General features: G+C 61.2%; 6 protein-coding genes. All 6 read right to left on the bottom strand.

Annotation, left to right across the window (positions count from 1 at the left end):
- Positions 1–53: 53 nt before the first annotated feature.
- The 6 genes from DW003_RS06000 to DW003_RS05975 all read right to left on the bottom strand — a co-directional run bounded on the left by DW003_RS06000 (position 54) and on the right by DW003_RS05975 (position 6,384).
- On the bottom strand, positions 54–395 hold the full coding sequence (locus DW003_RS06000; protein ID WP_117773679.1) for a 4Fe-4S dicluster domain-containing protein: 342 nt from the start codon (positions 393–395) through the stop codon (positions 54–56).
- 7 nt (positions 396–402) lie between these two features.
- Positions 403–1,491 carry a nickel-dependent hydrogenase large subunit gene (locus tag DW003_RS05995; protein WP_118388076.1) on the bottom strand — a complete coding sequence of 363 codons (1,089 nt, stop codon included), beginning with the start codon at positions 1,489–1,491 and terminating at the stop codon, positions 403–405.
- Positions 1,492–1,496: 5 nt separating this feature from the next.
- A complete protein-coding gene (locus DW003_RS09935; protein ID WP_158573188.1) occupies positions 1,497–2,213 on the bottom strand; it encodes an NADH-quinone oxidoreductase subunit C in 717 nt (238 codons plus the stop codon).
- Positions 2,213–2,806 (bottom strand): NADH-quinone oxidoreductase subunit B family protein, encoded by a 594-nt coding sequence (locus tag DW003_RS05985; RefSeq protein WP_117806758.1) that lies wholly within the window; start codon positions 2,804–2,806, stop codon positions 2,213–2,215. Before DW003_RS05985 ends, DW003_RS09935 begins: the two co-directional genes overlap by 1 nt.
- A 12-nt stretch (positions 2,807–2,818) precedes the next feature.
- The gene (locus DW003_RS05980) at positions 2,819–5,701 is read right to left on the bottom strand and encodes a proton-conducting transporter membrane subunit (protein ID WP_118388074.1); all 2,883 of its coding nucleotides are present in this window, start codon (positions 5,699–5,701) and stop codon (positions 2,819–2,821) included.
- A 287-nt stretch (positions 5,702–5,988) separates the two neighbouring features.
- Entirely contained in the window at positions 5,989–6,384 is a 396-nt protein-coding gene (locus DW003_RS05975) for a helix-turn-helix domain-containing protein (RefSeq protein WP_118388072.1), read from the bottom strand.
- Positions 6,385–6,529: the final 145 nt, after the last annotated feature.

Genomic DNA, 6,529 nt, shown 5'->3' with positions numbered 1-6,529 from the left:
CATTTTTGCCCCGCCGGCCCCTATTCCAGCGCTATACCAGCCCCATTCCAGCGCTACTCCGGCTTGGTTTCTACCGTGGGGGTCTTGTCCGCTGCGACTGGAGTGCGGGCGGTGTCCATAGTCAGGCAGTGCTTGGGGCAGCTCTCGATGCACTCACCGCACACCACGCAGGCATACGGGTCAATCGACCACGTTCCGCCCTTGCGATCGACCGCAAGTGCACCCGCCGGGCAACGGCGCGCGCACATGCCGCAGCAGATGCACACGTCCATATCGTTGACGATATGCCCGCGCAGGCGCTCGGGTGCCGCGAGCTTCTCCTGCGGATAGCGCACCGTTACCGGCTGCTTGACCATAGAACCCAAGGCCGTCTTGGCAAATGTCAGCAAACTCATGCCGTGCCTACCTTTCCGTGCAGCTAATGCAGGGGTCGATGGTCAGGATAATCATGGGCACGTTGGCAATGAGCACGCCCTGCAGCGCATGCGTCAGACCCGCCAGATTTTGCGACGTCGGCGTGCGCACGCGAAAACGGTCCAAGTTCTTGGTGCCGTTGCCGCGCACATAGTAATACGCCTCGCCGCGCGGCTGCTCAATCACAACCTCGCCGCGCGCGCCGTCGGCCGGCGTAAGCTTGGTGCGCCCACCGATACCGTCGTGCGGAATCTTGCCCACAAGCTCCTTGATGATGTCCATAGCCTGCGTGACCTCGGCGCAACGCACCTGGCAGCGGGCATAGCAGTCGCCATCGGTAGCGACAATTGGCTCAAACGCAGCCAGATCCGCATAGGCGCCGTCGCCAAACATGCGCACGTCGTAGTCCACGCCCGAGGCGCGCCCAAACGGACCGACCATCGAAAGCTCCAGCGCGTCTTTCTTGCTAATCACGCCCACGCCATGCAGGCGCTCGCCGCAGCTGTCATCGTCCAAAAACGTATGCACCAGAGCCTCGTAGTCAGGACGCATGGCATCGAGCGTCTGGACAATGCCTGCCAGCTCGGAGTCCTCGATATCATGCTTAAGGCCGCCGATCTCGTTAATCGACAGAATCACGCGCCCGCCGCAAGTGCTCTCAAAGATCTTGAGAATCTGCTCGCGCAGGGTCCACGAACGATAGAACAGCGCCTCAAAGCCAAAGGCGTCGGCAAGCAGGCCCAGCCACAGCAAATGCGAGTGAACGCGCGAAAGCTCGTGCAGAATGGTGCGAATATACTGCACGCGGCCGGGCACCTCGATGTCAAGCATGCGTTCGCAGGCGCTGGCATAGCCGCAGCTGTGGCCCACGGCGCAAATGCCGCAGATGCGCTCGGCGATGTAGCCAAACTGATGCATGTCGCGCTTTTCGGTGAGCTTCTCGAGCCCGCGGTGCACAAAGCCGATCTGTGGAATTGCCTCGATAACGCGGTCGTCCTCGATCACCAAGTCCAGATGAAGCGGCTCGGGCAGCACCGGGTGCTGCGGTCCAAACGGAATAACGGAGCGATGTGCCATGGGCCTTACGCCTCCTTTTTCTGCTTGTCGCGGGCGGCCTTGGCGGCAAGCGCCGCGCGGACCTTGGCCGCTTTCTCAGGATCCATGGCGGCGAGCTTTGCCTCCATCTCGGCGGCCTTGAGCGCCGCCTTCGCAGCAGCCCCATCGTGCTGAGCATCGGAGCCGGCAGCCGCAGCGGGCTGAGCAGCGGCGCCCGCGGCATCGCCGGCGCCCGCAACGCCCTCCCCTGCAGCAGCCGCAGCCGCGGCGGCCTTCTCGGCAGCGGCCTTGCGCGCCTTGGCCTCGGCAGCCGCGCGGACCTTCATGGCCTTCTCGCGCGCGGCCTTCACCTCGGGCGTGATAACGCTCATGGGTTCAGCGGTCGAGACCTGGTAGAAAAAGCCCTTAAAGTCGATCTGCATATCGGTGATGGCAAGACCAAACAGATCGTGCGCTTCGTTTTCAAACGGGAATACCGCCGGATAATACGAGCTGATGGACGGAATCTCCTGGTACTGGTCGATGCCTTCGACCACCAGGTTCTCGATCGCATAGCTGCCGCCCTGCGCAATATGCTCCTGAGCAGCACGAACGTTGATAAACGTATAGACCAAGCGATACGAGCCGTCGTCGACGTTACGCTCGGCGTGCATTTGCACAAAGCGCGCACCGACGCCCTTAAGCGCCTGGACATGCGACAGGAGCTCGTCGATCCCAACGATGGTATAGATTGCCTCTTGCATTACTCGGCCTCCTTTGCAGCGACGGACGCGGCGGGCGTCCCAGCAGGTGCGTCGCCAGCGGCGGGCGCGTCGCCGGCCTCAGCCGCGGCCACAAACCCGTCCTCGCCCAGCTCAACGCCACCGTCCCAGGTGGCGGCGCCGCCCACGGTGAGCGGATCGCCGCCGGCGCGCATCACGGCCTCCTTCTGGTCCAAGATGCCGCACGCCTCCACGATGGCATCGATCACCGTCTCGGGGCGAATGGCGCACCCGGGCGCGTACACGTCCACGGGAATCGCGCGGTCCACGCCGCCGATCACGTTGTAGGCATCGCGGAACACGCCGCCCGAGCACGCGCAGATGCCGCACGCCACCACGCACTTGGGCTCGAGCATCTGGTTGTAAATCTGACGCACGACGGGCAGGTTCTGGGCATTGACCGAGCCCGTCACCAAAAAGATGTCCGCATGTTTGGGGTTGCCGGTGTTGACCACGCCAAAGCGCTCCGCATCGAACAGTGGGGTAAGCGAGGCCAGCACCTCGATATCGCATCCGTTGCAGCTCGAGCCGTCGTAATGAATAACCCACGGTGAGCGCGACATTTTATGATCCATGGATGCCGCCTCCTAAATAAACACGTCGACGAGGATGGGCATAAGGTTGAGCAGGCCAAACACCAGCGCCACGCCCCAGCCGAGCTTAAAGCAGCTGCGCCAGGTGCTACGGGCGAAGGTGTTATCGATCAGTACCTCGACAAAATACGTCGCGGCCATCACGACCAGGGCTACGGCCCAGCTCACCGGGTTGTCCCAGACAAAGAACATGCCCACCCACATCAAAAACAGCACGGTCTCGCACCAGTGCATAAGGGTCATCTTGGCCAGCGTGCTGCCGCTCATCTCGGTGGCGACGCCCTGGACAATCTCCTGATGCGCGTGATGCGAGTACGAAAGGTCGAACGGCGACTTGCGTAGCTTGATGGTAAGCACCGCGAGCAGCGCAAGGAAAATGGGCGCGCTGTACACGATGATGGGGGCTGACTGCCCCGTCACGGCAATGGAATCGAAGCTGTCGGTGGCAAGGTACAGGCCCACGCTCATCAGCAGAACGGCGGGCTCGTAACTCATGACTTGCAGCAGCTCGCGGTCGGCGCCAACCTGGGCAAATGGGCTTTGCGTCGAGGCGGACGCCAGCACCACAAAGATCGCAGCGAGCGTCACCATAAAAGCGCACAGCAGCGTGTTGGAGCCCGACACAAAGATGCCGCCGCCCACGACGGTGAAGATGAGCGCGCACGCCATGTAGGTATCGTCCATGGTGTTTACGCTGGCAGGGGCTTTGCGCAGGAGCTTGGCCACATCGTAGAACGGCTGCAGCAGACGCGGTCCCACGCGGCCCTGCATGCGAGCCGAAAGTTTGCGGTCAACGCCGTCGATCAGGCCGCCCACAAGCGGCGCAATCAAGGCAAACGCCACGGTGCCAATAAAAATGCCCACGACACCCGAGCCTTCGAAATACTTGCCGCGCAGCACCGAGGGCGCACTCATGGCGAGTCTCTCGGGCCCAATCCACGCGCAGCACAGCAGCGCAAACAGGATGATGGCGCAGCAAACAACACTACCCGCGGGGCCAATACGCTTCTCGCCAAGGGCGTCCTCCGAGTACCAATTGCGCTTTTCGGCCTTCACCTCGTGTCCCATCGAGCCGCGGAAATGGCGGTAATTGTCGGTTCCCACACCCGAAAGATATACGTTGACGTGCGGCTTATTGCTCACGCGGAATGAAGTCAGCAGCACCACGGCGATAAACGCCACGATAACCACCATCAGATACATGGAGTCCTTGCCAATAACGTACGGCACGCGGCCAAACACCATGGCCAAGTAAGGCGACACCAGACCGCTCGAGATGAGCGGGAACGCCACGCAGCAAAGAATCAGCAGCGCGGCGATGGTGTTGAGGGCCATCCATTCGGTCTTATGGACATTGACCTCAACGTTTTGAGCCGTGGGATCGACGCCCGAAAGCTTAGCAAGCCACTTGCCCCAGAAGAAGAAGGTCGCGGCCGAGCCAAAGGCAAGCACCATGATCATGAGCACGTTGCCGGTCTGCGCAAACGCCACCAGGGCGCCCCACTTGGACACGAGCATGCCAAACGGGGCCACGAACATGCCCATAATACCCAGCATCATCAGGCGCGTCAGGTGCGGCATGCGGCTGAACATGCCGTCCATGTCCTCGATATTGCGGCTGCCGATATGATGCTCGGCGGTGCCTACGCACAGGAACAGCAGCGACTTGGCCACCGTGTGGAACAGGATTAGGAAGATGGCCGCCCACACGGCCTCGGGCGCGCCGACACCCAAGCAGGCGCTGATGAGGCCCAAGTTGGAGATGGTGGAGTACGCGAGCACGCGTTTGGCATTACTCTGCGAGATGGCCATGAGGGCAGCGAGCAAAAACGTGATGGCGCCCACACTCGTGACCATAAAGCCGGTCACGGGATAGATGGCATAGAGTGGGCTCAGCTTGACCATCAAAAACACGCCGGCTTTGACCATGGTTGACGAGTGCAGCAGGGCGCTCGTGGGCGTGGGGGCAACCATGGCACCCAACAGCCACGTGTGGAACGGCATCTGTGCGGCCTTGGTGAGTGCGGCGAGCGACAACAGGATGACCGGCATGACCAGCAGCGCGGATTGCGCGGTTCCGGCGCCGGAAAGCTCGATCATGCCCGAGATGGTCAGCGGCATGCCGTTGACGTGCAGGAACATGAGTCCGGCCAAAAACGCGATACCGCCCAGCATGTTGAGGATGATCTGGGTGAAGGCGTTCTTGATGGCCTCGGGCGTACGCGTGTAGCCAATCATGAGGAACGAGCACACGGTGGTGATTTCCCAGCCGCAGAACAGCCACTCAAGGTTGTCGCTCGTCACGATGACGAACATGGCCGAGAGGAACAGGAACATGAGCGCCAGGAACTGCGGGCGACGGTCGGGCGCGGTCTGCCCGCGCAGCGCGGCCTCGTGCTCGTCATGGGCCTGGAAGTCCTTCATGTAGCCCAGGGCATACACGCAGATTAGGCTGCCGACGATACCGACGGCGAGGACCATGATCACACTCATGTAGTCTAGGTAGAGTGGCGTTGCCGTGACGGCTTCGGCCGCGGGCAGCGTCATGGCTGCAAAGGCGAGCGAACCCACCAGCTGCACCACGCCGAGCACCGTGGTGAGCGTGCTCTTATATTTACGCGCGTTGTACAGGATGACGGCGCACAGAATTACGTCGATGACGGAGCTGATGATCGAGAGCACATGCGAGGTGCCCGGTGCCACCCCGAAGCTCTGAGGACCCGTGCCAAAAAACATGACGGCGACTACAACTGTCACCGCCATAATAATGCCGGAGCCTACAAGCCCTACCGCATCGCGGGCGCGGTCACCGCGCGCGAGCAGCATGCCCAGCGCCGGTACCAGCGGAAACAGGGTAAGGAAATACAGTAGCGTCATACCATCACTCCCCCATGCAAAAACGCTGCAATTGTTTAACGTTATAGCTCAGTTGAGGAGTAGCGACGGCGGGTTTTCGGTCAACTGGGGAGTTTTAGGCGTACGGGGTAAGGAGTCTGTCCGCTTTGGAGCAGAGAGGCGACGCTCCCCCTATCGCGGCGGCGGGCGCACGGGCCACTGCGCGCGGTTTATTAACCACTTTGGAGGATGTTCCAGTAGGCTCACGACGGTCCAAAAAGTTGGCGCGGCAAGAAAAATGCGCCCCTGTGGGCGCACCATCCCGTTCGCTATTCCGCCTTTTTAACGCGCGGCTTGCGACCGCGCGGCTTATCAACCAGCGCGGACTCACCGCTCTCGCGATACTGGCGGCACCAAGCCTTGACCGAAGACTCGCTGGGAATCTTGTGCTTGATCATGGCCTCGCGAACCGTTAAGCCGTTTTCCAAGCGGTCCTTGACCACGGCGAGCTTAACTTCGTACAAATAGGTGTGATGATGCGAACCGGCGTTGAGAACGGCGTCGGCACCGCCTACGGCATACGCGCGGGCCCACTGACGAGCCGTGGCCTGGGGAATGCCAAGCTCCGCGGCGAGGGCGCGATGACCGACCCCCTCTTGGAGGATCTCGACGGCGCGCTGCCTAACCTCGGGCGCATGCGTGCGAGTCCTAGTTGCTTCCGACATACCTGCCACTTCTTAGCCTTAACCGTTAATCTGCTTTCTTACGTGCAAGTTAGATAGTAGCATTTTACTGTTTGCTCAAAGCAGTTAATTAAAATAGACGCGGCGTTATCTGGGCATTTGGCACCAATTTACGACATTTCTTTAT

This window comes from Collinsella sp. AF36-3AT (assembly GCF_003475205.1).
In the GTDB taxonomy this organism is placed as follows: domain Bacteria; phylum Actinomycetota; class Coriobacteriia; order Coriobacteriales; family Coriobacteriaceae; genus Collinsella; species Collinsella aerofaciens_AF.
This window is presented reverse-complemented; position numbering and strand designations above follow the sequence as displayed.